The organism is Hydrogenophaga sp. (assembly GCF_025699295.1).
Lineage (GTDB): Bacteria > Pseudomonadota > Gammaproteobacteria > Burkholderiales > Burkholderiaceae_C > Hydrogenophaga.
Genome location: NZ_JAILWB010000011.1, coordinates 40,663 through 64,912 on the forward strand (window position 1 = coordinate 40,663; position 24,250 = coordinate 64,912).

At 66.2% G+C, this 24,250-nt stretch carries 29 protein-coding genes and 1 tRNA gene; 19 read left to right on the top strand and 11 right to left on the bottom strand.

The annotated features are described in order from the left end of the window. Positions 1-2: 2 nt before the first annotated feature. The 6 genes from K5880_RS12995 to K5880_RS13020 all read right to left on the bottom strand — a co-directional run bounded on the left by K5880_RS12995 (position 3) and on the right by K5880_RS13020 (position 4,553). On the bottom strand, positions 3-845 hold the full coding sequence (locus K5880_RS12995) for a DMT family transporter (protein WP_297652765.1): 843 nt from the start codon (positions 843-845) through the stop codon (positions 3-5). Between the two features lie 64 nt (positions 846-909). Beyond that, the gene (locus K5880_RS13000; RefSeq protein ID WP_297652768.1) at positions 910-1,605 is read right to left on the bottom strand and encodes an AraC family transcriptional regulator; all 696 of its coding nucleotides are present in this window, start codon (positions 1,603-1,605) and stop codon (positions 910-912) included. A gap of 1 nt (position 1,606) precedes the next feature. Then, positions 1,607-2,623 carry a lipoyl synthase gene (gene lipA, locus K5880_RS13005; RefSeq protein WP_297652771.1) on the bottom strand — a complete coding sequence of 339 codons (1,017 nt, stop codon included), beginning with the start codon at positions 2,621-2,623 and terminating at the stop codon, positions 1,607-1,609. Between the two features lie 28 nt (positions 2,624-2,651). Continuing rightward, complete coding sequence (gene lipB, locus K5880_RS13010; RefSeq protein ID WP_297652774.1) at positions 2,652-3,344, bottom strand: lipoyl(octanoyl) transferase LipB; 693 nt, start codon at positions 3,342-3,344, stop codon at positions 2,652-2,654. Then, positions 3,341-3,625 carry a DUF493 family protein gene (locus tag K5880_RS13015; RefSeq protein ID WP_297652777.1) on the bottom strand — a complete coding sequence of 95 codons (285 nt, stop codon included), beginning with the start codon at positions 3,623-3,625 and terminating at the stop codon, positions 3,341-3,343. The genes lipB and K5880_RS13015 overlap by 4 nt, the downstream gene beginning before the upstream one ends. 16 nt (positions 3,626-3,641) lie before the next feature. Next, positions 3,642-4,553, bottom strand: a complete 912-nt coding sequence (locus tag K5880_RS13020; protein WP_297652780.1) for a D-amino acid aminotransferase — start codon at positions 4,551-4,553, stop codon at positions 3,642-3,644. Between the two features lie 149 nt (positions 4,554-4,702). On the opposite strand from K5880_RS13020, the gene K5880_RS13025 reads away from it, so the two are divergent. The 10 genes from K5880_RS13025 (at position 4,703) to K5880_RS13070 (ending at position 12,755) form a co-directional block, all read left to right on the top strand. Next, entirely contained in the window at positions 4,703-5,191 is a 489-nt protein-coding gene (locus K5880_RS13025; RefSeq protein WP_297652783.1) for an ATP synthase subunit I, read from the top strand. A gap of 24 nt (positions 5,192-5,215) precedes the next feature. Further along, positions 5,216-6,085 carry a F0F1 ATP synthase subunit A gene (gene atpB / locus K5880_RS13030; RefSeq protein WP_297652786.1) on the top strand — a complete coding sequence of 290 codons (870 nt, stop codon included), beginning with the start codon at positions 5,216-5,218 and terminating at the stop codon, positions 6,083-6,085. 76 nt (positions 6,086-6,161) lie between these two features. Beyond that, positions 6,162-6,410: a F0F1 ATP synthase subunit C gene (atpE, locus tag K5880_RS13035; protein WP_077334647.1), complete on the top strand. Its 249-nt coding sequence runs from the start codon at positions 6,162-6,164 to the stop codon at positions 6,408-6,410. Between the two features lie 122 nt (positions 6,411-6,532). After that, a complete protein-coding gene (locus tag K5880_RS13040; RefSeq protein WP_297652797.1) occupies positions 6,533-7,003 on the top strand; it encodes a F0F1 ATP synthase subunit B in 471 nt (156 codons plus the stop codon). Positions 7,004-7,045: 42 nt separating this feature from the next. Next, positions 7,046-7,576, top strand: coding sequence for a F0F1 ATP synthase subunit delta (locus tag K5880_RS13045; protein WP_297652800.1), 531 nt, complete (start codon positions 7,046-7,048; stop codon positions 7,574-7,576). A gap of 54 nt (positions 7,577-7,630) precedes the next feature. Beyond that, positions 7,631-9,187 (top strand): F0F1 ATP synthase subunit alpha, encoded by a 1,557-nt coding sequence (gene atpA / locus K5880_RS13050; RefSeq protein WP_297652803.1) that lies wholly within the window; start codon positions 7,631-7,633, stop codon positions 9,185-9,187. 31 nt (positions 9,188-9,218) lie between these two features. Beyond that, complete coding sequence (atpG, locus tag K5880_RS13055; RefSeq protein ID WP_297652806.1) at positions 9,219-10,085, top strand: F0F1 ATP synthase subunit gamma; 867 nt, start codon at positions 9,219-9,221, stop codon at positions 10,083-10,085. A 44-nt stretch (positions 10,086-10,129) separates the two neighbouring features. Beyond that, the gene (atpD, locus tag K5880_RS13060; protein ID WP_297652809.1) at positions 10,130-11,536 is read left to right on the top strand and encodes a F0F1 ATP synthase subunit beta; all 1,407 of its coding nucleotides are present in this window, start codon (positions 10,130-10,132) and stop codon (positions 11,534-11,536) included. Positions 11,537-11,636: 100 nt separating this feature from the next. After that, on the top strand, positions 11,637-12,053 hold the full coding sequence (locus K5880_RS13065; protein ID WP_297652812.1) for a F0F1 ATP synthase subunit epsilon: 417 nt from the start codon (positions 11,637-11,639) through the stop codon (positions 12,051-12,053). A gap of 126 nt (positions 12,054-12,179) precedes the next feature. Then, positions 12,180-12,755, top strand: a complete 576-nt coding sequence (locus K5880_RS13070) for a cyclic nucleotide-binding domain-containing protein (RefSeq protein WP_297652815.1) — start codon at positions 12,180-12,182, stop codon at positions 12,753-12,755. A gap of 4 nt (positions 12,756-12,759) precedes the next feature. Here K5880_RS13070 and K5880_RS13075 read toward each other — a convergent pair whose 3' ends face one another. The 3 genes from K5880_RS13075 to K5880_RS13085 are packed head-to-tail and all read right to left on the bottom strand — an operon-like array spanning position 12,760 to position 14,832. Further along, positions 12,760-13,287: a TPM domain-containing protein gene (locus tag K5880_RS13075; RefSeq protein ID WP_297652818.1), complete on the bottom strand. Its 528-nt coding sequence runs from the start codon at positions 13,285-13,287 to the stop codon at positions 12,760-12,762. Positions 13,288-13,303: 16 nt separating this feature from the next. Continuing rightward, the gene (locus K5880_RS13080) at positions 13,304-14,224 is read right to left on the bottom strand and encodes a TPM domain-containing protein (protein ID WP_297652821.1); all 921 of its coding nucleotides are present in this window, start codon (positions 14,222-14,224) and stop codon (positions 13,304-13,306) included. Beyond that, positions 14,221-14,832 (bottom strand): LemA family protein, encoded by a 612-nt coding sequence (locus K5880_RS13085; protein ID WP_297652824.1) that lies wholly within the window; start codon positions 14,830-14,832, stop codon positions 14,221-14,223. The genes K5880_RS13080 and K5880_RS13085 overlap by 4 nt, the downstream gene beginning before the upstream one ends. Before the next feature lie 124 nt (positions 14,833-14,956). Between K5880_RS13085 and K5880_RS13090 the strand changes: the two genes are divergently transcribed. From K5880_RS13090 to K5880_RS13105, 4 genes are read left to right on the top strand one after another with little or no spacing between them, the layout of a single operon-like run. Next, positions 14,957-15,394 (top strand): nuclear transport factor 2 family protein, encoded by a 438-nt coding sequence (locus K5880_RS13090; protein ID WP_297652827.1) that lies wholly within the window; start codon positions 14,957-14,959, stop codon positions 15,392-15,394. Beyond that, the gene (locus tag K5880_RS13095) at positions 15,391-16,392 is read left to right on the top strand and encodes an alpha/beta fold hydrolase (RefSeq protein ID WP_297652830.1); all 1,002 of its coding nucleotides are present in this window, start codon (positions 15,391-15,393) and stop codon (positions 16,390-16,392) included. The genes K5880_RS13090 and K5880_RS13095 overlap by 4 nt, the downstream gene beginning before the upstream one ends. An 11-nt stretch (positions 16,393-16,403) precedes the next feature. Beyond that, a complete protein-coding gene (locus K5880_RS13100; protein ID WP_297652833.1) occupies positions 16,404-16,919 on the top strand; it encodes a DUF2946 family protein in 516 nt (171 codons plus the stop codon). A 24-nt stretch (positions 16,920-16,943) separates the two neighbouring features. After that, positions 16,944-17,153 (top strand): helix-turn-helix domain-containing protein, encoded by a 210-nt coding sequence (locus K5880_RS13105; protein WP_297652835.1) that lies wholly within the window; start codon positions 16,944-16,946, stop codon positions 17,151-17,153. A gap of 67 nt (positions 17,154-17,220) precedes the next feature. Here K5880_RS13105 and K5880_RS13110 read toward each other — a convergent pair whose 3' ends face one another. After that, complete coding sequence (locus K5880_RS13110) at positions 17,221-18,075, bottom strand: c-type cytochrome (RefSeq protein ID WP_297652838.1); 855 nt, start codon at positions 18,073-18,075, stop codon at positions 17,221-17,223. Between the two features lie 237 nt (positions 18,076-18,312). On the opposite strand from K5880_RS13110, the gene K5880_RS13115 reads away from it, so the two are divergent. From K5880_RS13115 to K5880_RS13125, 3 genes are all read left to right on the top strand, one after another. Beyond that, positions 18,313-18,388, top strand: a tRNA-Arg gene (locus K5880_RS13115). A gap of 56 nt (positions 18,389-18,444) precedes the next feature. Then, on the top strand, positions 18,445-18,825 hold the full coding sequence (locus K5880_RS13120) for a hypothetical protein (RefSeq protein WP_297652841.1): 381 nt from the start codon (positions 18,445-18,447) through the stop codon (positions 18,823-18,825). After that, positions 18,818-19,420 carry a DedA family protein gene (locus tag K5880_RS13125; protein ID WP_297652844.1) on the top strand — a complete coding sequence of 201 codons (603 nt, stop codon included), beginning with the start codon at positions 18,818-18,820 and terminating at the stop codon, positions 19,418-19,420. The genes K5880_RS13120 and K5880_RS13125 overlap by 8 nt, the downstream gene beginning before the upstream one ends. Before the next feature lie 12 nt (positions 19,421-19,432). On the opposite strand, the gene mdeB is transcribed toward K5880_RS13125, so the two are convergent. Continuing rightward, the gene (mdeB, locus tag K5880_RS13130; protein WP_297652847.1) at positions 19,433-22,015 is read right to left on the bottom strand and encodes an alpha-ketoglutarate dehydrogenase; all 2,583 of its coding nucleotides are present in this window, start codon (positions 22,013-22,015) and stop codon (positions 19,433-19,435) included. 101 nt (positions 22,016-22,116) lie between these two features. Here mdeB and K5880_RS13135 point away from each other — a divergent pair, with 101 nt between their 5' ends. Both K5880_RS13135 and K5880_RS13140 read left to right on the top strand, forming a co-directional pair. Beyond that, entirely contained in the window at positions 22,117-22,602 is a 486-nt protein-coding gene (locus K5880_RS13135) for an Lrp/AsnC family transcriptional regulator (RefSeq protein ID WP_297652849.1), read from the top strand. A 23-nt stretch (positions 22,603-22,625) separates the two neighbouring features. After that, on the top strand, positions 22,626-24,224 hold the full coding sequence (locus K5880_RS13140) for an MFS transporter (RefSeq protein WP_297652852.1): 1,599 nt from the start codon (positions 22,626-22,628) through the stop codon (positions 24,222-24,224). The last annotated feature ends 26 nt before the right edge of the window (positions 24,225-24,250 follow it).

Below are 24,250 nucleotides of genomic sequence, written 5' to 3' on the forward strand. Positions count from 1 at the left end.
GCTCAGCGTGGCCTGCGCGTGGCCATCACGGCCGCGCCCACGATCATGAGCGCCGCCAGGCCCACCGCGAGGCTGGGGCGTTCGCCTCGCACCAGCAGCAGCGTCAGGGTGGACAACAGGGGCGTGAGAAAGCTCAGCACGCCGATCTGCCGAGCGTCGCCGCGCTTGAGCGCCGCGTCCCACAGGAAAAAGGCACCGCCCAGTGGCCCCAGGCCCAGCACGGCGATCAGCAGCAGGTCGCGCATGGACAGACTCACCGAAGGCTCCAGTCCGGCGTGACACAGCAGCGAGAGCAGGCCCGAGGCCAGCGCGAAGCTGCCGATGGCGGCGGTGGGGAAGGCGCGCACCCGTTTCGTCAGCAACGAATAGCTGGCCCAGATGAATGCCGAGGCCAGCGCTGGCAGATAACCCCAGGCCCAGCGCGCCTCACCGGTGTCGACGGCGCCAGCGAGGATGGCCAGCGCCGCACCCGCGAAACCGATCAGGGCTGCGAGCACATGGCGCAGGGTGAGCGACACGCCGGGCAGGAACAGCGGCGCCATCACCACGATGCCCAGCGGCCAGAGGTAGTTCACCAGGTTGGCCTGCACCGGCGGTGCATGTCGCAGCGCGATGAACAGCAGGAAGTGGAAGCCGAACAGCCCGTAGATGCCCAGCGCGAGCGTGGACAGCGGCACGCGCCATGGGCGCAGGTCGAAACGGGAGAGCGGCAATGCGATCAGGCTACCCACCAGCAGCGACAGGCCGGTCAGCAGGAACGGCGGTACGTGCGACAGAGCCACCCCCAGGGCGGCGAGGGATGCCCACAGCGCGATCGCGCCCAGGGCCAGCAGGTTGGCGTTCATGAGGCGCGAGGTTAGCGCGGCGTGGCTGCGCGCGGCGCGGGTCTGTCGTCGCGCAACGGGCGTTTCAGCCCGCCGCAAGGCGCCGCAGCGCGGCGGTCAGGGCAGACGGCGAGCGGTAGCCGCTGCGGCGGGCAACCTCCGCCACGCTCAAGCCTTGCGCGCGAAGGGCGCGGGCCTGCGCCAGGCGCAGGTCGCGCAGCCATTGCTGGGTGCTTTGCCCTTGTTCGTCCCGGCAGCGCGCGGCCAGTTGCGAGGCGCTCAGGTGCGCGCGGTCGGCCAGATCGGTGACCGTGGTGGACGGCCCGTGGTCGAGCGCCCACCGCGCCAGGGCATCCCAGTCCACGGCGCGGCGGGGACGGTGCTGGATGGAGGCGGTGGAAGGCGGAGCCGACCAGGCTTCGAGCAGCAAGCCGGGGCCCAGGTGCTGCGCGCGCGGCAGGCCTGCGGCGCAGGCCTGCGCCAGGTAGCGCGCCAGAGCGAGGGTGGCCGGCCGGGGTCTGCATGGCGCCACGCGGACCCAGTCATCGGCATGGCTGTCGAGCACCAGGCAGCGGGCGCCGGCGCGGGCCTCGAAGTCATGCCGCTCGCCTGGGGGCACCACGCAGCCGTCCCCGGTTGCGATGCGCTGCCCACGCCCGGCCACTTCGAGCTCAAGCACTCCGTCGAGGCCGACCAGGATCTGGAAATGATGGTGGTCGTGGCTGCCGTGCGAGGCGCCGTAGTCGCGCACGCTCAGGTGGTCGCGCGCGCCCCTGGTCATGTCACTTCGCCAGTGCCTCCAGCACGCCATGCGCCTGCTGGTCAGCGTGGTAGCTGCTGCGCACCATGGCGCCCACGGCGGCGTGCGTGAAGCCCATCCTGTAGGCCTCGGCCTCGAACATCCTGAAGGTGTCGGGGTGCACGTAGCGGCGCACAGGCAGGTGGTGGCCACTGGGGGCGAGGTACTGGCCGATGGTGAGCATGTCGATGCCGTGCGCGCGCATGTCGCGCATCACCGCCAGGATCTCTTCGTCGGTCTCGCCCAGGCCCACCATCAGGCCGCTCTTGGTCGGCACCTGCGGGAACAACGCCTTGAACTTCTTCAGCAGGTTCAGGCTGAACTGGTAGTCCGAACCCGGACGTGCTTCCCTGTACAGGCGTGGCACGGTCTCGAGGTTGTGGTTCATCACGTCCGGTGGCGCGGCCTTGAGGATCTCGAGCGCGCGGTCGTCGCGGCCGCGGAAGTCGGGCACCAGCACCTCGATCTGCGTTTGTGGCGAGAGGGCGCGGGTTTTCTCGATGCAGGCGACGAAGTGGCCGGCACCGCCGTCACGCAGGTCGTCGCGGTCCACGCTGGTGATCACCACGTACTTGAGCTTGAGCTGGGCGATCGTCCTGGCGAGGTTGTCGGGCTCGTCCACGTCCAGCGGGTCGGGGCGGCCGTGGCCGACGTCGCAGAACGGGCAGCGCCGTGTGCACTTGTCGCCCATGATCATGAAGGTCGCCGTGCCCTTGCCGAAGCATTCGCCGATGTTGGGGCAACTGGCTTCCTCGCACACCGTCACCAGCTTGTTGGTGCGCAGGATGTCCTTGATCTCGTAGAAGCGCGTGCTCGGGCTGCCGGCCTTGACGCGGATCCACTCGGGCTTCTTGAGCACCTCGGCCGGCACAACCTTGATGGGGATGCGTGCCGTCTTGGCCTGGCTCTTCTGTTTGGCGGTCGCGTCGTAGCTCGCGGCGGGCTGTGCGTCGCGAACGGTGCTGCTCGAAGTGCCAGTGGGAGTGTCGGGGCGGGTCATGGCGTGGGCGCGAGGGGCGCGTGTTGGGTCAGGGGGAGAGGGTGATCGCCAGCTTCTGGCTCAGGACCTGTGCCGCTTCATCCCATGAAACAGCAACCCCGATTGTAGAAAGATCGACGGTTTGCAGGCCGGCATAGCCGCAGGGGTTGATGCGCTGGAAGGGTTGCAGGTCCATGGCCACGTTGAGCGCCACGCCATGGTAGGTGCAATGGCGGCTCACCTTGATGCCGAGTGCGGCGATCTTGCCCAGGCCGGCGAAATCGGGCGGCGGCATTGGCACGCCAGGGCTTTTTTTCTGCGGGCGCTGTGGCAGCAGGGCATGGCTGCCGGGGTCGTTCAGTCGTACATAGATGCCCGGCGCGCCCCCCACCCGGTGCCCGGTTACACCGAAGTCACCCAGGGTGCGAATCACCGCCTCCTCGACGCGGTAGACGTACTCCTTGACGAAGTAGCCTGCGCGCTGGAGATCGACCAGCGGGTACGCCACCACCTGGCCGGGGCCGTGGTAGGTCACCTGGCCGCCACGGTTGGTGGGCACCACCGGGATCTCGCCAGGGGCGAGCAGGTGATCCTCGCGACCGGCCAGGCCTTGTGTGAACACGGGCGGGTGTTCGCAGATCCAGAGTTCGTCGGGTGTATCGGCTTTGCGTTGCGCCGTGAAGTCCTGCATGGCCTCGCAGGTGGGGGCAAAGGCCACCCGGCCGAGGGGTCGTATGTTCACAGCACGATCTTGACCATGGGGTGGGTGGTCAGGGTGCGATAGAGCTCGTCGAGCTGCTCGCGGCTGGTCACGTGCACGGTGAGCGTCAGGCCCATGTAGTTGCCGGCTTTGCTGGGGCGCAACTCGACCGTGGTGGCGTCGAAGGCGGGGTCGAAGGCACGCGCGACGTGTGTCATGGCGGTCACGAAGCCGTCCACATTGGCCCCCATCACCTTGATGGGAAAGTCGCACGGGTAGGTGATGAGCGACTGCTCGGGAGGAATTTCTGGGGGCAGATCCATGGTCGGAACTTCGGGCTCAGATCGACTGCGTGGCCACGGCCTGCTGATACCCGGCGTAGAGCCGCGCGTACACCGGGCCGGGTCGGCCGCGTTGCGCGCCATGCCCCACCGGGGTCCCGTCCAGCGTGGTGATGGGCAGCACTTCCTTGGTGGCCGAGGAGAGCAGCAGTTCATCGGCGGCCAGCACCTCGGCGCGCGAGATGCGGCGCAGCTCGAAGCGCAGGCCTTGTTCGCGGCAGATATCCTCGATCAGGCCGAAGCGGATGCCTTCGAGCACCAGGTGGTCCTTGGGTGGGCCCAGCACGGCACCGTCCTTGACCATCCACACATTGCTCGCCGCCGCCTCGCTCAGGAAACCGTTGCGGAACATCACGGTCTCGGTCGCGCCGGCGTCGGCACTGATCTGGCGCGAGAACACCGCGCCGAGCAGGCTGGTGCTCTTGATGTGGGCCTTTTGCCAGCGGAAGTCGTCGGCGGTGACGCATGCCACACCGCGTTCGCGTTGGGCGTCTGTGGCCAGCTTCATTTCGCCGGCCATCACAAACACTGTCGGCGCAAGGTCGGGCGGCATGACGTGGTCGCGCATGGCAACGCCGCGTGTGACCTGTATATAGATCAGCTGGTGGGCAAAGCCCTTGGTTTCCTGCAGGGAGGCGACCAGCCGGCGCGCGATGGCCAGCCAGCCCTCGCGGGCCATCGGATTCCTGATGCGCAACTCCGCCAGCGAGCGGTCCAGCCGTGCCATGTGCTGCTCGAACCGGAACAGCTTGCCGCCATAGGCAGGCAGCACCTCGTAGACACCGTCTCCAAAGATGAAGCCGCGGTCCAGCACGCTCACCTTGGCGTCGCGCAGGGGCGCGTACTCGCCATTGAGGTAACACAGCGTGTCGGGAAGAAGAGGGGGGGTGCCCTGTGTGGCAGTTGACATGGTGGGATTATCGGCCGCGCAGAACGCTGCCGTCGTATCCGCCAGCTTGCCTTGACGAACGCATGGGGTTTCTACGTATAATCAACGGCTGTGCCGAAATGCATGTGTCCGTAACCCATCTGTCATTTGCCATGTCGACAATGCCCCCGGTGACGTCGAAGGCGTCCGCCCCAGGCAACTGGGAAGATGGGGAGAAAGACCCCGAATTCAAGCCCCTGGGCCGCGAAGAAGCGGCTCGGTGGCGTGCCGCCCAGCCCGGGTTGTCGGCCTGGCGGATCGTGATGGTGCAGTTGCTGGTCGGGTTGGTCGCGGGCGTTTTGGGGTGGTTGATCACCCAGCGCGTTTCGGTGGGCCTGTCTGTCTTGTACGGCGCAGCATCGGTGGTGGTCCCAACGGCGCTGATGGCCTGGGGCGTGACGTCGAGTGCCCTGTCCCGCAAGGCGTCGGGGCATGTGATCTCGGCGTTCATGAGTTTCGTGTTGTGGGAGGGGGTCAAGATTCTGCTGTCGGTGGCCATGTTGTGGTCCGCGCCCAGAGTCGTCCCTGACCTGAACTGGCTGGCCTTGCTGGCGGGGCTGGTGGTGGTGATCAAGGTGTACTGGTTTGGATTCTGGATCCAGGCCCGTCGTGCAAACTGAAACGGTTGATGGAATCAAACAAACATGGCTGCTGAAGGACAAGCACTGACCCCGGGTGAATACATCCGGCACCACCTGGTTCACCTGACGAACAAGAAGCAGGAGTCGATCGTCGACTTCTCCGTGATCAACATCGACTCGATGGTGGTCAACATCGTCATGGGGGCGCTGGTCTGCTTCGTGCTCTGGCTGGCGGCACGCAAGGCCACGTCCGGTACGCCGGGGCGCTTCCAGGCGGCGGTGGAAATCCTGGTCGAAATGGTCGACAGCCAGGCCAAGTCGGTGATCCACAACGCGCACAGCCGCAAGCTGATCGCGCCCCTGGCGCTGACGGTGTTCTGCTGGATCTTCATGCTGAACTTCATGGACCTGTTGCCGGTGGATGCGCTTCCTGCCATCTGGCACGCCGCTGGTCCCGCCATGGGCTACCCCGACTACCTGCGTGTCGTGCCGACGGCAGACCTGTCCACGACGCTGGGCCTGTCGATCTCCGTGTTCCTGCTCTGCCTGTACTACAACGTCAAGATCAAGGGTCTGGGCGGCTGGGCGCACGAGTTGGTGAGCGCGCCTTTCGGTACCAGCAAGAACCCCGTCTTCGCACTGCTGCTGGGCGTGGTGAACTTCGCCATGCAGATGATCGAGTTCGTCGCCAAGACGGTCTCGCATGGCATGCGGCTGTTCGGCAACATGTTTGCGGGCGAACTCGTGTTCATGCTGATCGCACTGCTGGGTGGTTTTGCCGCGCTGTCCCTGGGCGGCGGCCTGTTCTTCATCGGGCACATCATCGCGGGCTCGATCTGGGCCATCTTCCACATCCTGATCATCACGCTGCAGGCGTTCATCTTCATGATGCTGGCCCTGATCTATTTCGGGCAGGCGCATGACGCTCACTGACATGCGCTGATCGGCGCATCCGGTTTCTTTCGTTACTTTCCCTCTCTCAACTTCCGTTTCTTTCTAAGGAGTCATCATGGAAAACGTTCTGGGTCTCGTCGCACTGGCTTGCGGTCTTATCGTCGGTCTGGGTGCCCTGGGCGCCTCTGTCGGCATCGGCATGATGGGCGGCAAGTTCCTCGAATCCGGTGCGCGCCAGCCCGAGCTGATGAACGACCTGCAGACCAAGATGTTCCTGCTGGCCGGTCTGATCGACGCGGCCTTCCTGATCGGCGTGGCCATTGCACTCCTGTTCGCGTTCGCCAACCCCTTCACGCTGGCTTGATTGATCTGCTGCCTCGCGCAGCGGCGCCTGGTGGATCGGCCCAGCCGATTCGCCGCCCGGTTTTCCGCTGATGCCGCAGCAGGTGAGTCCCACCTCTTGTCCCTACACAGAAAGGCGTTGCGATGAACATCAATGCAACCCTCTTCGCGCAGATCGTCGTCTTCGCGATCCTGGTGCTGTTCACGATGAAATTCGTGTGGCCCCCGATCGCCAAGGCACTGGACGAGCGTGCGTTGAAGATCACCGAAGGCCTGGCTTCCGCCGAGAAGGCCAAGTCCGAACTGGCCGTGGCCAACAAGCGGGTCGAGGAAGAGTTGAGCCAGTCGCGCAACGAGTCGGCCACCCGTCTGGCCGACGCCGAGCGCCGGGCCCAGGCCGTGATCGAGGAAGCCAAAGCCCGGGCGACCGACGAGGCCGCCAAGATCGTGGCGGCCGCGCGCCAGGAAGCCGAGCAGCAGGTCATCAAGGCCCGTGAAGGCTTGCGCGAGCAGGTGGCTGCTCTGGCCGTCAAGGGTGCCGAGCAGATCCTCAAGCGCGAAGTCAACGCCGGCGTTCACGCCGAGCTGCTGAGCCGCCTGAAGACCGAGCTCTGATACCACCCGACGACGCCAGCGACCGGCACCCAAAGGACCACCATGGCAGAAATCGCCACCATTGCCCGCCCCTACGCGGAAGCGCTGTTCAAGGCTGTGGGCTCTGATGCGGCCAGTGCCGCAGTCTGGCTCGACGAGCTGGCTGTCGTGGCCGCCAACGAGCAGCTGCGCCAGTTCGCCGACAGCCCCAAGACCCAGCCCGAGCAGGTGTTCGCGCTCATGAGCGGGGTGCTCAAGAACGCGCTGCCCGCCCAGGCCCAGAATTTCCTGCGCACCGTGATCGACAATGGCCGCATTGCGGCCCTGCCCGAGATCGCGGCCCAGTTCCGCGCGTTGAAGAATGCGCAACTGGGGTCTTTCGACGCGGTGGTCTACAGTGCCTTCGAGGTCGACAGTGCTTCACTGGCCGATCTCTCCGGCGTGCTGGAGAAGCGCTTTGGTCGCAAGCTCAACCTCCATGTCGAACTGCAGCCTGATCTGATCGGCGGCATCCGCGTGGTGGTGGGAGACGAGGTGCTGGACACTTCGGTCAAAGCCCGCCTGGAACAAATGAAGATTGCCCTGACGGCCTGACGGCCGATTCTCCGGGCGCGCCTGCACACCATTTAACGAAAGAAGGAAAGAGTCATGCAACTCAATCCCGCCGAAATTTCCGAACTGATCAAGTCCCGTATCGAGGGCCTGGCCGCGTCGACCGACGTGCGCAACCAGGGCACCGTGGTGTCGGTCACGGACGGCATCGTCCGCGTCCACGGCCTGTCCGACGTGATGCAGGGCGAGATGCTCGAATTCCCGGCCAACAAGGACGGTGTGCCATCCTTTGGTCTGGCGCTGAACCTCGAGCGCGATTCCGTCGGTGCCGTGATCCTGGGCGAATACGAGCACATCTCCGAAGGCGACACCGTCAAGTGCACGGGCCGCATTCTGGAAGTGCCGGTCGGCCCCGAGCTGATCGGCCGTGTGGTGAATGCGCTGGGCCAGCCGATCGACGGCAAGGGCCCGGTCAACGCCAAGATGACCGACGTGATCGAGAAGGTCGCTCCCGGCGTGATCGCCCGCAAGTCGGTGGACCAGCCCGTGCAGACCGGCCTGAAGTCGATCGACTCGATGGTGCCCGTGGGTCGCGGCCAGCGCGAACTGATCATCGGCGACCGCCAGACCGGCAAGACCGCGGTGGCGATCGACGCGATCATCAACCAGAAGGGTCAGAACATGACCTGCGTGTACGTCGCCATCGGCCAGAAGGCGTCGTCGATCAAGAACGTGGTGCGTGCCCTGGAGCAGGCCGGCGCGATGGACTACACCATCGTCGTGGCTGCCTCGGCCTCCGAGTCCGCCGCCATGCAGTACCTGTCGGCCTACTCCGGCTGCACCATGGGCGAGTACTTCCGTGACCGCGGCCAGGACGCCCTGATTGTGTACGACGACCTGTCCAAGCAGGCCGTGGCCTACCGCCAGGTCTCGCTGCTGCTGCGCCGCCCGCCGGGTCGCGAAGCCTATCCTGGCGACGTGTTCTACCTGCACAGCCGCCTGCTCGAGCGCGCTGCCCGCGTGAACGCCGACTATGTCGAAGCCTTCACCAAGGGTGAGGTCAAGGGCAAGACCGGCTCGCTGACCGCGCTGCCGATCATCGAGACGCAGGCCGGTGACGTGTCTGCCTTCGTTCCGACCAACGTGATCTCGATCACCGACGGTCAGATCTTCCTGGAAACCAGCCTGTTCAACGCCGGTATCCGCCCCGCCATCAACGCCGGTATCTCGGTGTCGCGCGTCGGTGGCGCCGCCCAGACCAAGCTGATCAAGAGCCTGTCCGGCGGCATCCGTACCGATCTGGCCCAGTACCGCGAACTCGCGGCCTTTGCGCAGTTCGCTTCCGATCTCGACGAAGCCACCCGCAAGCAACTCGACCGTGGCGCCCGCGTGACCGAATTGCTCAAGCAGGCTCAGTACAGCCCCTTGTCCATCAGCCTGATGGCCGCTTCGCTCTTTGCCGTGAACAAGGGTTTCATGGACGACGTCGACGTCAAGAAGCTGCTGTCCTTCGAAGCCGGCCTGCATGCGCACCTCAAGGACAAGCAGGCGGCTTTGCTGACCAAGCTGGAGTCCGACAAGGCCATGGACAAGGACGCAGAAGCCCAACTGTCGGCCGCCATTGCCGAGTTCAAGAAAACCGGCACGTACTGAACCGGCCCATTGACCCGATAAAGGAGCAGCAATGGCAGCAGGCAAGGAAATACGCGGCAAGATCAAATCGGTGGAGAACACCAAGAAGATCACCAAAGCCATGGAAATGGTCGCCGCCTCCAAGATGCGCAAGGCGCAGGAGCGCATGCGCGCGGCCCGCCCGTACGCCGAAAAGGTGCGCCAGATCGCCGGCAACCTGAGCCGGGCGAACCCGGAGTACACCCACCCGTTCATGCAGACCAACGACGCCAGGACCGCCGGTTTTGTCGTCGTCACGACCGACAAGGGTCTGTGTGGCGGCCTCAACACCAACGTGTTGCGCGCCGTGACCAACCAGCTCAAGGAGCTGCAGGCCAAGGGGCAGGATGCCCAGGCGGTGGCCATTGGCAACAAAGGTCTGGGCTTCCTCAACCGCATTGGCGCAAAGGTCGTCTCCAGCGTGACGGGCCTGGGCGACACGCCCCATCTGGAAAAGCTGATCGGCCCCGTCAAGGTGCTGCTCGATGCCTACACCGAGGGCCGTGTCAACGCCGTCTACGTCTGCTACACGAAGTTCATCAACACGATGAAGCAGGAGTCGGTGATCGAGCAACTGCTGCCGCTCAACGCGGACACGATCCAGGACAATGCCGGTGGTCGCGACTGGGATTACATCTACGAACCTGATGCCGCCGCCGTCATTGACGAGTTGCTGCTGCGTTACGTGGAAGCCCAGGTGTACCAGGCAGTGGCCGAGAACATGGCGTCCGAGCAGTCCGCCCGCATGGTGGCCATGAAGGCCGCAACCGACAACGCTGGCAGCGTCATCGGTGAACTCAAGCTGGTCTACAACAAGACCCGCCAGGCCGCGATCACGAAAGAGCTTTCGGAAATCGTCGCCGGTGCCGCAGCGGTCTGAAGCAGCCGTTCAACAGAATCCAGAGTATTTAAAAGGTATCCATCATGTCTCAAGTACAAGGCAAGATCGTCCAGTGCATCGGCGCCGTCGTGGACGTTGAATTTCCGCGCAACCAGATGCCGCACATTTACGACGCCCTGAAGATGGAAGGCTCCGCGCTGACGCTGGAAGTCCAGCAGCAGTTGGGCGACGGCGTGGTGCGCACCATCGCGCTGGGCTCATCCGATGGCCTGCGCCGCGGCATGTTGGTGTCCAACACCGCCAACCCCATCATGGTGCCCGTGGGCAAGGCCACGCTGGGCCGCATCATGGACGTGCTCGGCGCACCCATCGACGAACGTGGCCCGGTCGACCAGGCGCTGACCGCATCGATCCACCGCAAGGCCCCGGCGTACGACGAACTCTCGCCCTCGCAGGAGCTGCTGGAGACCGGCATCAAGGTGATCGACCTGGTGTGCCCGTTCGCCAAGGGCGGCAAGGTGGGCCTGTTCGGTGGTGCCGGTGTGGGCAAGACCGTGAACATGATGGAGCTCATCAACAACATCGCCAAGGCCCACAGCGGTCTGTCGGTGTTCGCTGGTGTGGGTGAGCGCACCCGCGAAGGCAACGACTTCTATCACGAGATGGCCGACTCCGGCGTCGTGAACCTGGAGAACCTGGGCGAATCGAAAGTGGCCATGGTCTACGGCCAGATGAACGAGCCCCCGGGCAACCGTCTGCGCGTGGCCCTCACCGGTCTGACCATTGCCGAGTCGTTCCGCGACGAAGGCCGTGATGTGCTGTTCTTCGTGGACAACATCTACCGCTACACCCTGGCCGGTACCGAAGTGTCCGCCCTGCTGGGCCGCATGCCTTCCGCCGTGGGCTACCAGCCGACGCTGGCCGAGGAAATGGGCCGCCTGCAGGAGCGCATCACCTCTACCAAGGTCGGCTCGATCACCTCCATCCAGGCCGTGTACGTGCCGGCCGACGACTTGACCGACCCGTCGCCCGCCACCACCTTCGCCCACCTGGACTCCACCGTCGTGCTGAGCCGTGACATCGCCGCGCTGGGCATCTATCCCGCCGTGGATCCGCTGGACTCCACCAGCCGCCAGCTTGATCCGCTGGTCGTGGGTCAGGAGCACTACGAAACCGCCCGCGCTGTGCAGGGCACGCTGCAGCGCTACAAGGAACTGCGCGACATCATCGCCATCCTGGGTATGGACGAGCTGGCGCCGGAAGACAAGCTGGCCGTGGCCCGTGCACGCAAGATCCAGCGTTTCCTGTCGCAGCCGTTCCACGTGGCCGAGGTGTTCACCGGTTCGCCTGGCAAGTACGTGCCGCTGTCCGAAACGATCCGTGGTTTCAAGATGATCGCCGCTGGTGAGTGCGACCACCTGCCCGAGCAAGCTTTCTACATGGTCGGTACCATCGACGAAGCCTTTGAAAAGGCGAAGAAGGTCGCCTGAACCGAGGTTCAGCGTTCAGCGTAGTGCGTTGAGCGGGGATTGAGCAGACGCCCCCGCGCGCTCAACGCTCAGCGCTCAACGCCCAACCCAAGGAAATCCCATGAGTACCATCCGCGTCGATGTGGTCAGCGCCGAAGAATCCATCTTCTCCGGCGAGGCCAAGTTCGTGGCGCTGCCGGGTGAGGCCGGTGAGCTGGGCATCCTGCCCGGGCACACGCCCTTGATCACCCGCATCAAGCCCGGTGCCGTGCGCATCGAGAAGGCCGAGGGCGGCGAGGAGTTCGTGTTCGTGGCCGGCGGCATTCTGGAAGTGCAGCCGCACCATGTCACGGTCCTGTCCGACACCGCCATCCGCGGTGGCGACCTGGACGAAGCCAAGGCTACCGAGGCCCGCCGTCAGGCCGAAGAGGCTGTGAAGAACGCGCAGAGCGACCTCGACCTGGCCAAGGCCACCTCGGAGCTCGCGGTCATGGCCGCTCAGATCGCTGCGCTGCGCAAGTACCGCCAGAAGAAGTAAGCGTCTCGCGGCGCCCCGCAGAAATGGACCGGCCTTGCGCCGGTCTTTTTCTTGGTCTTGCCAGTCGACATGCTTCATAGCGAATAACATCCTGAAACGATCCAAGCAAAAGGGACCGAGCACGACATGTCTTCCATATTCGAGAGTCCGGACACCGCTCCCGAGGAAGTGGCGGCCCGCCTGCTGGTCACTTCTTCTGCACTGGCCGATCTGACACTGGGCGACGCCCTGAAAATCGTGGGGTACATGCGACCCAAGCTCATCAAAGCCGGCACCGTGATCATCCAGGAAGGCGAGGTCAAGCAAACCGACTACATGCTGCTGGTGCTCGAGGGCGATATCGCGGTAGAGAACGAGTTGCCCGGCCTGCATGAGAGCATGGTGGTGAACATCATGGGGCCCGGTCACCTGATCGGCGAGATGGGCGTGCTGGATGGTGCGCCGCGCTCGGCCACCTGTACCGCCAACACCGACATTGCCGCGGCCGTGCTTTCGCGCACGGCCCTGATGCGTCTGCTCAAGGAGGACCCCAAGCTGGGGTCGCGGCTGTTGCTGGCGATTTCCAAGCGCATGGCCGACCGCTTGCGTGAGACCACGCGCAAGCTCAAGACCTTCGCCCAGATGAACAAGGCACTGCAGCAGGAGCTCAACGTGGCGTTGAACAGCCGCGCCACCCCGGACAAACGCGGCGGGCGAGGCTGACGATTCAGCGGCGCACGACGCTGTCGGCCAGTTCGTTGCGCCGATCCTTCTCCGCCTCGGCGGGGAAGTGCAGCACCAACAAGGCAGACACCTCTTCCAGGGCCTGCGTCAATCCGTCCTCGAACGCGCCTTCGCGCAGGCGCGTACCCAGCCGGTCCACGATTGCCTGCCACTCGGCCTGGCCCACGCGCTGCGCGAGTGCACGATCGGCCACGAACTCGATCGCATGCTCGGCCAGCAAGAGGTAGATCAGCACGCCGTTGTTGTGCTCGGTGTCCCAGATGCGAAGACGACCGAACCAGGCCAGCGCTCGCTCGCGAACCACTGTCGCCAACGGCGTACGGGCATTGATGCGCCACAGGTAGCTGGTGGGCAGCGATGCCTCCACGCACAGGCGCACTTCGCCGCAGTGCCGTTCCTCGCTGGCTGCGACGCGGCGCGCCAGGCGTTCGGCCATGTCGTCGGGCACCGCACGCCGGGTATCTGAAGCGTCCAGCCAGCGGTGCTTGAGGATGCGGATCAGCGTGTTCATGGCGTGGTTGTCTCCGTCACCATCCGCCAGACGCGCCACCGCCGCCAAAATTGCCACCGCCGCCGGAGCGGAATCCGCCACCACCACTGAAGCCGCCGCTGCGGCCTCCGCCTCCGAACCCACCTCCACCCCAGCCGCCGTGCCCGCCTCGGCCCGAGGACCGGGGGGTGTTTGCTGGCATGAACTGCATGAACAGCGCGGCCAGCATGCCCAGCAGGCCCGCGCCAATGGCCACCCACACCACGGCGGTCAAGACCCACGCCAACCCACTCGCGCTTGCGCCGGTAAGCAAAGTGCCCAGCTTGTTGCCGAACAGGCCACGCAGCATCACCGAGAACATGGGCACGGCGAACACCAGAAACACCAGCACCTCCAACCCGTCGAATGGGTCCCCGCCGCTGGCCGCAATGCGGCCCTGTGCATCGGGCAGTGGCAGTTCTTCTCCGCGGATGCGCGCCAGGATCTGCTCCACGCCAGCCTGGATGCCCGCTGCGTAGTCGCCGCGCCGGAACGCGGGCGTGACCGCGCTGTCCAGAATGCGCCGCGCCATCAGGTCGGGAATGGCCCCTTCGAGCGCCTTGGCGGTGGCGATGCGCAGGCGGCGATCGTCCTTGGCGATGACGAACAGCACGCCGTCCCCCACGTCACGGCGTCCGATCTTCCAGGCGTCGCCCAGACGCTGCGTGTAGTCGGCAATGTCCTCTGGTGCCGTCGTAGCGACCATGACCACCACCACCTGGGAGCCGTGGGACTGTTCGAAAGCGGCGAGCGTGGCTTCGATCGAGGCCACACTGGCCGCGTCCAGCGTGCCGGTCTGATCGATCACGCGCGCGCGCAGTTCAGGCAGCGGCTGCAGGCCTTGCGCCATGGCCCACTGGGGCAAACACCACAGCCCCAGCGCCAGCAGCGACCGGGCCAGTCGCGCTGGAATGTTCATGGCTTCTTGTCGAAGTCCACCGTGGGCGGTGTCGATAGGGCAGCTTCGTTGGCGACCTGGAAGTTGGCCTTGGCCGTGTAGCCGAACACCATCGCCGTGAGATTGGTCGGGAAACTGCGCGCCAGCACGTTGTACTCCTGCACGGCCTGGATGTAGCGGTTGCGCGCCACCGTGATGCGGTTCTCGGTGCCTTCGAGTTGCACGCGCAGGTCGCTGAAGCCCTGGTTGGCCTTGAGGTTGGGATACTGCTCAACCACCACCATCAGGCGGCTGAGCGCGCTGCCGAGCTCGCCCTGCGCGGCCTGGAACTGCTGCATGGCCGCCGGGTTGTTCAGCATCTCGGGGGTCACCTGGATGGCGGTGGCCTTCGAACGTGCCTCGATCACGCGGGTGAGCGTCTCCTGCTCGAAGTTGGCCTCGCCCTTGACGGTGGCGACGATGTTGGGGATCAGGTCCGCGCGCCGCTGGTACTGGTTGAGCACCTCGGCCCAGGCGGACGTGCTCTGCTCGTCCAGGCGCTGGAAGTCGTTGTAGCCGCAGCCGGTGAGGCTGGAGGCGAGCAGCAAGGCCGCAGCCCAGAAGAACAGCCGTTGGATGATGGCGCGCATGAAACCTCCGCTGAAATGGGTGCCCCGACCAGCGGCACTATACCCCCCGGGTCCGCGACGGTGGCGGGGCGCCAGGCGGACGCGGGATGGGACCGATGCCCGCGCAGGCGGCAAAATACGCCGCATGCGCAAACCCAAACTTCCTCCCGGCTCGCCGGACGATACGGAGGCCGCGTTCTACGACGCCATGCAGCACGCCGATATCGAGCGGCTCATGGCCTGCTGGGCGGACGAGGACGATATCGTCTGCGTGCACCCGGGCGGCCCTCGCCTGGTCGGGCACGCAGCCGTGCGCGCCGCCTTCGAGGCCATGTTTGCCAATGGCAGCGTACAGGCCCATGCCGAGAAGGTGCACCGCATGGACGCCGGGGGCTGCAGCGTGCACAGCGTGGTTGAGCGCGTGGCCGTGATGACCGACGACGGCCCGCAGCATGCCTGGGTCGTCGCGACCAACGTGTACGCCAAGACCGCGCAGGGCTGGCGCATGGTCGCCCACCACGCAAGCCCGGGCGCGCGCGCGGAGCCGCTCGAAGTGCTTGCCGTCAGGCCGGTGCTGCATTGACGCACGGAGACGGCTTTCCCTACCGCGCGCCGTGGTGGTTGCCCGGTGGCAACCCCCAGACCTTGTGGGCCGCGCTGGTGGCACGCCGCCACTTCGGGCCCGCGCCTCGCTGGCGGCGCAGCCGCTGGAGCACGCCTGACGGGGACTTCGTCGACGTGGATGAATCTTTGCACGCGAGCGATTCGCAAGCGCCGCTGCTGGTGCTGTTTCACGGTCTCGAAGGCTCGTCGGCCAGCCAGTACGCCGTGGCCTTTGCCGACTTTGCCGCGGCTCACGGGCTGGCCTATGCGGTGCCGCATTTCCGTGGTTGCTCGGGTGAACTCAACCACGCGCCACGCGCCTACCACTCGGGCGACTTTGCCGAGATCGACTGGATCCTGCGCCGCTTCGCCACCGAGAACCCCGACCGCCCGCTGCTGGCCGTGGGTGTGTCGCTGGGAGGCAATGCGCTGATGCGCTGGGCCGGGGAAATGGGGCAGGAAGCGCAGCAGCGTGTGCGCGCCATCGCCTCGGTGTGTTCACCACTCGATCTTGCCGCTGGCGGCTGTGCCATCGGGCGGGGCTTCAACCGGCTGGTCTACACCCGCATGTTCATGCGTTCCATGGTGCCCAAGGCGTTGCAGAAGCTGGAGCAGCATCCTGGTCTGTTCGACCGCGAGGCGCTGCTGGCGGCGCGTGATCTCTATGAGTTCGACAACCTTTTCACGGCCCCGTTGCACGGCTTTCGTGACACCGCGGACTACTGGGCCCGCGCTTCGGCCAAACCGGTTCTGCAGCGCATCCGTGTGCCCGCGCTGGCCTTGAATGCCCGCAACGATCCTTTCGTGCCGGCTGCGTCGTTGCCCGGCCCGCAAGACACCAGTGCCAGCGTCGTGTTGTGGCAGCCCCCGCAGGGGGGCCATGTCGGATTCCCGGTGTCACAAGGACCCTTCGGCCTTCCCGGCCATGTGCGCGCCATGCCCGAAGCCGTGGGAAACTGGCTGCTCGCCCACCTCTGACAATCACCGCCATGGACGACATCGTCAAGGCCGCAATGGCCAAATGGCCCAACGTGCCGCATTGCTTCGGCTGGCTGGGGCTGGACGCGCGCGGCAACTGGTACATGCGCGACGACCGCACGCAGGCAGCCGGCCCGTTTCCCGCCAGCAAGGGTTCGCTGTTGCGGCACGAAAAACTGATCGACTTCATCCATCGCAACTACGCCGCAGACGAAGAAGGCCGCTGGTACTTCCAGAATGGGCCACAGAGGGTGTATGTGGATCTGGAGGACACGCCCTGGGTCTGGCGCCTGCAGCCTGACGGCCGTGTGCTTGCGCACACCGGAGCAGAGGCGCAGACGCAGGAAAGCCTGCTGGACGAATCCGGCAGGCTGTATCTGGTCACCGATGTGGGAGTCGGCCTGGTGCACAGCGCCGACATGGGCCTGGCGGCCGACTGGGTGGCCGATGGGCGCTGGACACCCACCGAGGTTGAAAACGCGGCGCTGCCCAGACGTTATGGGTTTGTGCAGCGCCCGCGCGGCTGATCAGAGTTTGGCGCTGGTGATTTTGTGCGGGTCCTTGACGCAAGCCGGCGCGATCTCGCCAATCCCCGATTGCTGGAACAGAGCGTGTCCGACATCGCGTTTTCCTGGGGCTTCAACAACGCCGCGCATTTCAGCCGCAGTTTTCGAGATGAGTACCGGATGACGCCACGCGAATGGCGCGACGCGTCCCTGCGCATGTCCTGGCCGAAACCGATCAGCGAGAACCGTGTCTAACATCTGACTGCACATGAAAAAGCCGGCTCGAGGCCGGCTTTTTCATGTGTGGCTCAGAGTGTGCCGCTTACTGCACCGCCGCCAGCATGTACTGCACGGCGGCCTTGATGTCCGCGTCCGACGCGGTCGAACCGCCCTTGGGCGGCATGGCGCCCTTGCCCTTGATCACCGTGGCGGTCAGGGCGTCCAGGCCCGTTGCGACTCGTGGCGCCCAGGCGGCCTTGTCGCCGAGCTTCGGCGCGCCAGCCACGCCAGCCACGTGGCACACGGCGCACGCTTGCTTGTAGAGCGCCTCGCCTGTACCGGCGGCCACGGTGGTGGCTGCAGCAGGGGCGGGTGCAGCGGTGGTGGGCGCAGGCGCTGCGGCCGTGGTCACCGCAGAAGGTGCCGGCGTGGCGGCCGGGGCGGCTTCGGCAGCTGCCGGTGCCGGCATTTGCGGTTCCGGGAACTTGCCGCCCGAGGCGTTGGCCATGTGCACCACGGCGCGACCGATCTCCGCGTCGCGGTAGGCGCCTCCGCCTTGTGCGCCCATGGCCCCCTTGCCCTTGAGTGCCGAAGTCAACAGGGCGTCGTAGCCGGTGGCAAGGCGCGGTGCCCAGGCGGCGGTGTCGCCGAGCTTTGGCGCGCCAGCCAGACCAGCACCATGACAGGCCACGCACTGCGCGGTGTACACCGACTCGCCAGAAGCCAGGGGGCGGTTGGCGTCGCGCAGCTCTACCGTGCCCACGCGCTGGATGCGCTGTGCCGTGGCCAGCTCCACGTCCACCGCGCCGGCTGCGGGCTTGTTGCCCGACACCACGTAGTACACCAGACCAATGATGATGAAGATGGGGGCGACAAACGCAAAGAAAGACGTCCAGAGCAGCTGCGTGGGCGTCTTGATCGGGCCAGTGTGGTGTTCGTCGTGCGCGTGGTCGCTCATGGTGTCCTCAAGGTGGCGAATCGGTGCCGGAAAGGGAGTGGGGCGTGCCTGTCGGGGAGCAGGGCAAAACAGCCTTGGATTATAGCCAAGGCCCTCCTTGCCACACGGTAGCGAGGACCCCGCCTGATAGAATCGCGGGCGTTGCGGCTGTAGCTCAGTGGATAGAGTATCGGCCTCCGAAGGCTGTCGTCATGGCAGCTGGTAGCAACGAAACGAGTATTGGTCTTTTTACAGCATGCGGCTGTAGCTCAGTGGATAGAGTATCGGCCTCCGAAGCCGAGGGTCGTGGGTTCGATCCCCGCCAGCCGCACCAGCATCAAAGACATACGGAGGGTGCTCGCGACCCATGAAGTCGTCGAATGAGGACCCATGTCGCAACATTCTCCTTCCGGTCTCTTGCAGCGCACGAGGCGCTGGCTAGGCGTTCTGGCTATCGTGGCTGGGCTGGCGCTGCTTGCTCTATTTGGCGCGCGCGCCTGGCACCAGTACCAGTACGCGCAGCGCGTGGCGGCGGGGCAGATCAAGGTGGAAACGCTGCGCGGCTGGATGACACTGCCCTACATTGCCAAGGTGTATGGCGTCCCCGAATCGCGCTTGCGCGAAACCCTGGGCTTGCCTCCCACCGGGGATGAGGACCGCAGTCTGCGCAGCTGGCTGGATCTTCAGGGCATCGACCCCGTGTCGGGGCGTGCCCGCATCGAGGCGCTCATCCTGGCCGAAACCACCCGACGCGAGGCGCCGGGTGACTGAAGTCAGCGAGTGGCTGTTGACGGCCCTGCTCAACCACGGCAATGCATTGCTGGGGGGCACGCTGTTTCTCGCTGCGTTCGGCGTTCCGCTGCCTGCCACCATGATGCTGATGGCCGCCGGTGCCTTCACCCGCCAGGGCGTATTGCCGCTTGAAGGCGCTCTGCTGTCGGCCTGCGTGGGTGCCATGGCTGGCGACGGCTGCAGCTACCTGCTTGGGCGAACCAGTATGAAACGGGTGCCACGAAGCGTCACCGGTTCTCAGGGTTGGCAGCATGCGGCAGCACTGTTTTCCGTCTGGGGTGGTTGGGGTGTTTTTGTCAGCCGCTTCCTGCTCACACCGGTGGCGCTTCCGGTCAATCTGCTGGCGGGGTCGACCGGCTATCCCTGGCCGCGTTTTATGTCGGCGGTCGTGGCTGGCGAAGCGATCTGGGTCGTCCTGTTTGGCGGCCTCGGGCACCTGTTTGCGCACCAGTGGGAAGAACTGAGTCAACTCGCCGGTGATGCCGTGGGGCTTTTGATGGGCGCTGTTCTGGTGTTGGGCGGCATCTGGGCGCTCGTGTCCAGTCGCCGTCGCCGACCTGGCGCAGGCCGTTGATGTCCACCTGGCTCACGCGCCTGCCGTGCGCGCCTGTTGCACGATGCTCGCCGCATCCACCCGGAAGAACGCGCGCAGCGCGGCGCGTGTGTCGCTGCGGCCGAAGCCGTCAGTCCCCAGCGTGAGGTAGCGCCGGCCTTCGGGCACGAAGGCGCGCACGCTCTCGGGCACGGCGCGCACGTAGTCGGTCGCGGCGATCACCGGCGCCGTGCTGCCGGCAAGCAGCTGCGTGATGTGCGCGGCATCGGGATGCGCGAAATCGTCGCGCGCGAGTTCGCTCCAGCTGGTGACGCTGATCACGTCAACGCCGAAGCCCTCGTCGGCCAGTGTCTGAGCGGCCTTGATCACTTCGGTCAGGATCGCGCCCGAGCCGAGCAGGGTGACGCGCCGTGTCGCTCCCTGTGATCCGTACTGTCCGAAGCAGTAGCCGCCCTTGAGCACACCCGCGGCCGCGCCCTCGGGCAGGTCGGGGTTGGCGTAGTTCTCGTTCATCAGCGTGACGTAATAGAACACGTCCTGCTGCTCGACCAGCATCTCGCGCATGCCCGCGTCGACGATCACCGCGAGCTCCCCGGCGAAGGCCGGGTCCCAGGCCTTGCAGTTGGGGATGGTCGCGGCCACCAGGTGGCTGCTGCCGTCCTGGTGCTGCAGGCCCTCGCCGCCCAGCGTGGTGCGCCCCGACGTGGCGCCCAGCAGGAAGCCGCGCGAGCGCTGGTCGGCCGCGGCCCAGATCGCGTCGCCCACGCGCTGGAAGCCGAACATGGAGTAGTAGATGTAGAACGGCAGCATGGCCAGGCCGTGCACGCTGTAGCTGGTGGCTGCGGCCGTCCAGCTCGCCAGCGCGCCCGCTTCGCTGATGCCTTCTTCCAGGATCTGGCCGTCCAGCGCCTCACGGTAGCTCAGCACCGAGCCGATGTCTTCCGGCGCGTAGCGCTGACCCACGCTGCTGTAGATGCCGACCTGCTTGAACAGGTTGGCCATGCCGAAGGTGCGCGCTTCGTCGGCGACGATGGGCACTATGCGCGGGCCCAGTTGCGCGTCTTTCAGCAAGCCACCGAGCATGCGCACAAAGGCCATGGTGGTGCTCATCTCCTTGCCGTTGGCCTTGAGCGCGAAGCCGGCGTAGGCGTCGATCGCGGGCACGGGCACCGCCTCGCAGGTGGTCTCGCGCCGGGGCATGGCGCCACCGAGTTGCTCGCGGTGCTCGCGCAGGTAGCGCATCTCGGCGCTGTCCTCGGGCGGTTTGAAGAAGCTCAGGCTGGTGGCCTGCTCGTCGGTCAGCGGCAGGTTGAAGCGGTTGCGGAATTCGATCAGGTCGGCGCCCTCGAACTTCTTCTGGCTGTGCGTGGTCATCTTGCCCTGGCCCGCGCTGCCCATGCCGTAGCCCTTCTTGGTCTGCGCCAGGATCACGGTGGGCTGGCCCGTGTGCGCGGCCGCTGCCGCATAAGCCGAGTGGATCTTCACCAGGTCGTGGCCGCCGCGCTTCAAGCGGTCGATCTGCTCGTCCGTCATGCCCTGCGCCAGGCGCGCGAGCTCCTCGTTCTGGCCGAAGAAATTGTCGCGGTTGAAGCGACCGTCCTTGGCCGCGAAGGTCTGCATCTGGCCATCCACCGTGCCGGCGAAGGCGCGCACCAGGGCACCGGTGGTGTCGCGCGCGAACAGGCCGTCCCAGTCGCTGCCCCACACCAGCTTGATCACGTTCCAGCCCGCGCCGGCAAAGAGCTTTTCCAGTTCGTCGATGATGCGGCCGTTGCCGCGCACCGGGCCGTCCAGGCGCTGCAGGTTGCAGTTGACCACCCACACCAGATTGTCCAGGCGCTCGCGCGCGGCCAGCGTGAGCGCGCTCATGCTCTCGGGCTCGTCCATCTCGCCGTCGCCGAACACGCCCCAGACCTTGCGGCCTTCGCAGTTCAGCAGGTTGCGGTGCGAGAGGTAGCGCATGAAGCGCGCGTGGTAGATCGAGCTGATCGGGCCGATGCCCATGGAGCCGGTGGGGAACTGCCAGAAGTCGGGCATGAGCCAGGGGTGCGGGTAGCTGGAGAGGCCGCGCGCACCGCTGGCCGGTGCGGTGATCTCCTGCCGGTAGTGCAGCAGGTCGGCCTCACTCAGGCGGCCTTCGAGGAAGGCGCGCGCGTACACGCCGGGCGCGCTGTGCGGCTGGAAGAACACCAGATCACCATCTCTTCCGGCACGGAAGAAGTGGTTGAACCCGGTCTCGAACAGGTCGGCCGCGCTGGCGTAGCTGGCGATGTGACCGCCGAGTTCGCCATATGCCTGGTTGGCGCGCACCACCATGGCCAGTGCGTTCCAGCGCATCAGCGAGGCGAGGCGTTCTTCCACCGCGAGGTCGCCGGGGAACGCGGGCTGGTCCTCCACCGCGATGGTGTTGACGTAGGGCGTGTTCAGCTCGGGCTGCCAGCCAATGCGCTGCTGGCGTGCCAGGCGCGCGAGCTCGTCGAGAATCTGGCGCGCGCGCGCCGAGCCCTGCGTGGCCGCCAGCGAGAGCAGGGCCTCGCGCCATTCCAGCGTCTCGGCCGGGTCGGGGTCGGTGCCTGCGGGTTCGTCGAAATACCGCTGTCTTGAAAGGTCGTTCATGGTGGTGCTCCGTGGAGCGGTCACTGTAGGCGCGGTGGACAGGCAGTTGCTGCCAAAGCGAGGTAACAAGTGCTTGTTCTGGCGCATAAAATTCCGCAGACATGAGCACATCCAGCACAAATGACCTTGATGCGACCGATCTGAGGATTCTTGGCGAACTGCAGCGCGACGCCAGCCTGTCCAACGTGGAGCTGGCCCGGCGCGTGCACCTCTCGCCCTCGCCCTGCCTGGCGCGGGTGCGCGCGCTGGAGTCGCGCGGGCTGATCCGCCAGTACGTGGCGCTGCTGGATGCGAAACAGCTCGGGCTGCACCTCAACGTCTTCATCTCGATCAGCCTCAAGCAGCAAAGCCGCGAGGCGCTGGAGGAGTTCGAGGCACGCATCGGCATCCGCGACGAGGTGATGGAGTGCTACCTCATGACGGGCGACGCCGACTACCTGCTGCGCGTGGCCGTGCCCGACATGCCCGCGCTGGAGCGCTTCATCCTGGAGCAGCTCTCGCCGATCGCGCAGGTCGAGAAAATCCGCTCGAGCTTCGCGCTCAAGCAGGTGCGCTACAAGACCGCGCTGCCGCTGCAGCAGGGGTGACGCGCACCCGCTACAGTTCCGGCATGCCCGGTCCCGACGACAACCTGTCCCCCATCGCGCCTTTGCGCCTGCCGGTGTTCCGGATGTTGTGGACCACCTGGCTCATGGCCAACGTCTGCATGTGGATGAACGACGTGGCCGCCGCGTGGATGATGACCTCGCTGACCACGTCCCCGATCTGGGTCGCGCTGGTGCAGACGGCGTCCACCCTGCCGGTGTTCCTGCTTGGCCTGCCCAGTGGCGCGCTGGCCGACAACCTGGACCGCAAGCGGTATTACCTGGTCACGCAGCTGTGGGTGGCGGTGGTGGCCACCTTGCTCAGCGTCGTCGTGTTCCTGGGTGTGGTGACGCCCGCGCTGCTGCTGGCGTTGACTTTCGCCAACGGCATCGGCCTGGCCTTGCGCTGGCCGGTGTTCTCGGCCATCGTGCCCGAGCTCGTGCCCCGGGCTCAGCTGCCGGCCGCGCTGGGGTTGAACGGGGTGTCGATGAATGCTTCGCGCATCATCGGCCCGCTGCTGGCCGGTGCGCTGATCGCGAGCGCCGGCAGCGCCTGGGTGTTCCTGCTGAACGCGCTGCTCTCGCTGGGAGCGGCCGTCATCATCACCCGCTGGCACCGCGAACACAAGCCGAACCCGCTGGGGCGCGAGCGCCTCATGACCGCCATGCGCGTGGGCTGGCAGTACGTCACGCAGTCCTACCTGCTCAAGGGCGTTCTGCTGCGCATCTGGATCTTCTTCTTTCACTCGACCGCGCTGCTGGCCCTGCTGGCGCTGCTGGCGCGCGGCATGCAGGGCGGAGGTGCCGGCACCTTCACGCTGCTGCTGGCGTCCATGGGAGCGGGCGCCATCGTGTCCACGGCGTTCCTCCCCCGGCTGCGCCGCCGCTACTCGCGCGACGGCCTTGTGCTGCGCGGCGCGGCCTTGCAAGGGCTCGCCATGGCGGCCATGTCCCTGACCGACCAGGTGGGGGTGGCGGTGCCCGCCATGTTTCTGGGCGGTGCGGCCTGGATCACCACCGCGAACACGCTGAGCGTGTCGATACAGATGGGCTTGCCCGACTGGGTGCGCGCGCGCGGCATGTCGATCTACCAGATGGCCATCATGGGCGCGAGCGCCAGCGGGGCCGCGCTGTGGGGCCAGATCGCCACATGGACCAGCGTGCCCGTGACCCTGGGCATCGCGGCGGTGAGTGGCGTGGTGGCGATGGCGCTCGCCAATCGCCTGATGCCCGACGCCGGCCTGGAGGACGACCTCACGCCCAAGCGCATCTTTCCCGCGCCGCTGATCGAGGCGCCCCCCGCGCAAGGGCACGTCATGGTGATGGTCGAATACCTCGTCGATCCCTTGCGCGCGGCCGACTTCCGCCACCTCATGGTCAACGAGAGCCGACGCAGCCGCCTGCGCCACGGCGCGCTGTCCTGGGAGCTGCTGCACGACATCAACGACCCGGGCCGCTTCGTCGAGGTCATCGTCGACGAGTCCTGGACCGACCACCTGCGGCGCTTCGACCGCGTCACCGCCGCCGACGTCGCGCTGCGCGACCGCAAGCTGGCCTTCCATCTCGGCGAGGCGCCACCGCGCGTCACGCGCAGCCTGATGGAGTCGACCGTGCGGGCTGGTTGAACAGGCCCGCGTTGCCGGCCTGCCCG

Coding starts and splice junctions, on each gene's coding strand:
- atpA (WP_297652803.1), top strand. CDS start 7,631: ATGCAACTCAATCCCGCCGAAATTTCCGAACTGATCAAGTCCCGTATC.
- atpE (WP_077334647.1), top strand. CDS start 6,162: ATGGAAAACGTTCTGGGTCTCGTCGCACTGGCTTGCGGTCTTATCGTC.
- mdeB (WP_297652847.1), bottom strand. CDS start 22,015: ATGAACGACCTTTCAAGACAGCGGTATTTCGACGAACCCGCAGGCACC.
- K5880_RS13020 (WP_297652780.1), bottom strand. CDS start 4,553: ATGTCAACTGCCACACAGGGCACCCCCCCTCTTCTTCCCGACACGCTG.
- K5880_RS13075 (WP_297652818.1), bottom strand. CDS start 13,287: ATGAACACGCTGATCCGCATCCTCAAGCACCGCTGGCTGGACGCTTCA.
- atpD (WP_297652809.1), top strand. CDS start 10,130: ATGTCTCAAGTACAAGGCAAGATCGTCCAGTGCATCGGCGCCGTCGTG.
- K5880_RS13135 (WP_297652849.1), top strand. CDS start 22,117: ATGAGCACATCCAGCACAAATGACCTTGATGCGACCGATCTGAGGATT.
- K5880_RS12995 (WP_297652765.1), bottom strand. CDS start 845: ATGAACGCCAACCTGCTGGCCCTGGGCGCGATCGCGCTGTGGGCATCC.
- atpB (WP_297652786.1), top strand. CDS start 5,216: ATGGCTGCTGAAGGACAAGCACTGACCCCGGGTGAATACATCCGGCAC.
- K5880_RS13110 (WP_297652838.1), bottom strand. CDS start 18,075: ATGAGCGACCACGCGCACGACGAACACCACACTGGCCCGATCAAGACG.
- atpG (WP_297652806.1), top strand. CDS start 9,219: ATGGCAGCAGGCAAGGAAATACGCGGCAAGATCAAATCGGTGGAGAAC.
- K5880_RS13000 (WP_297652768.1), bottom strand. CDS start 1,605: ATGACCAGGGGCGCGCGCGACCACCTGAGCGTGCGCGACTACGGCGCC.
- K5880_RS13040 (WP_297652797.1), top strand. CDS start 6,533: ATGAACATCAATGCAACCCTCTTCGCGCAGATCGTCGTCTTCGCGATC.
- K5880_RS13065 (WP_297652812.1), top strand. CDS start 11,637: ATGAGTACCATCCGCGTCGATGTGGTCAGCGCCGAAGAATCCATCTTC.
- K5880_RS13045 (WP_297652800.1), top strand. CDS start 7,046: ATGGCAGAAATCGCCACCATTGCCCGCCCCTACGCGGAAGCGCTGTTC.
- K5880_RS13090 (WP_297652827.1), top strand. CDS start 14,957: ATGCGCAAACCCAAACTTCCTCCCGGCTCGCCGGACGATACGGAGGCC.
- K5880_RS13085 (WP_297652824.1), bottom strand. CDS start 14,832: ATGCGCGCCATCATCCAACGGCTGTTCTTCTGGGCTGCGGCCTTGCTG.
- K5880_RS13140 (WP_297652852.1), top strand. CDS start 22,626: ATGCCCGGTCCCGACGACAACCTGTCCCCCATCGCGCCTTTGCGCCTG.
- K5880_RS13120 (WP_297652841.1), top strand. CDS start 18,445: ATGTCGCAACATTCTCCTTCCGGTCTCTTGCAGCGCACGAGGCGCTGG.
- K5880_RS13080 (WP_297652821.1), bottom strand. CDS start 14,224: ATGAACATTCCAGCGCGACTGGCCCGGTCGCTGCTGGCGCTGGGGCTG.
- K5880_RS13015 (WP_297652777.1), bottom strand. CDS start 3,625: ATGGATCTGCCCCCAGAAATTCCTCCCGAGCAGTCGCTCATCACCTAC.
- K5880_RS13100 (WP_297652833.1), top strand. CDS start 16,404: ATGGACGACATCGTCAAGGCCGCAATGGCCAAATGGCCCAACGTGCCG.
- lipA (WP_297652771.1), bottom strand. CDS start 2,623: ATGACCCGCCCCGACACTCCCACTGGCACTTCGAGCAGCACCGTTCGC.
- K5880_RS13070 (WP_297652815.1), top strand. CDS start 12,180: ATGTCTTCCATATTCGAGAGTCCGGACACCGCTCCCGAGGAAGTGGCG.